The 855-nt window shown below is 49.9% G+C and carries 1 protein-coding gene; it reads left to right on the forward strand.

The features are described 5' to 3' along the window. On the forward strand, positions 1-762 hold a 762-nt coding region (locus tag ACFSX3_RS27180; protein ID WP_379313492.1), incomplete at its 5' end, for a transposase. Positions 763-855 lie beyond the last annotated feature (93 nt).

The raw sequence follows: 855 nt of genomic DNA on the forward strand, positions 1-855 counted from the left end.
ATGAAAGAAGATCACATGCGAAATGGCCAACTGAAACCGGGATACAATGTGCAAATCGGGACCGAAAACCAATTTATTTTAACCTACAGTATACATCAAAGACCGACCGACACCCGCTGTTTAGAGCCGCATCTGGAAAAAGCCCAACAAATCCTCGGGAAATGGCCAAAGACAGTCATTGCAGACGCAGGTTATGGCAGTGAAGAAAACTACGCCTATCTGGAAAAGAAAGAGATACAGGCGGTGGTGAAGTACGGCAGCTACCACAAGGAAAAAACTAAAGCCTGGAAAGCGAATGTTGGTAAAATCGAAAACTGGACATACGATACAGCCGAGGATCATTGGACGTGCCCAGCTGGGAACAGGCTGCATTTCCACAGGGAAAGCAAGGAGACCCTAGAGAGTGGCTATGAAATTCGCAGACGGCATTACCGAAGCAGCTCCTGTGAAGGCTGCCCCCTAAAGGAGCGTTGCACAAAAGCGGCAGGAAATCGGGAAATGGTCGTCAGCTTGGAACGGCTGCGATACCAGAAACAGGCGCGCGAAATTCTACGGAGTGAAGAAGGTTACACCTTGGCCGTACGCCGAATGACGGAGCCGGAAAGTGTATTCGGACAACTGAAGAACAACCGGGGGTTCCGGCGATTTCTGCTTCGCGGCATGGAGAAAGTGACGCTTGAGGTCGGGTGGCTTTCCCTTGCACATAATCTGCTGAAGCAAGCCGCCAATGACCAAAAACGCAGAGCAGCGATCCTCCAATAACGGGAGAATCGCTGCTCTGCTCACTTTTTGTAGCATTAAGAATGAAGAGAACTCTCTTCCGCCGTAGAAAATCTACTTTTGGGACAGCCCCTT

It is taken from the genome of Paenibacillus rhizoplanae (assembly GCF_042684125.1).
GTDB classification, from domain to species: Bacteria; Bacillota; Bacilli; order Paenibacillales; family Paenibacillaceae; genus Paenibacillus_AQ; species Paenibacillus_AQ rhizoplanae.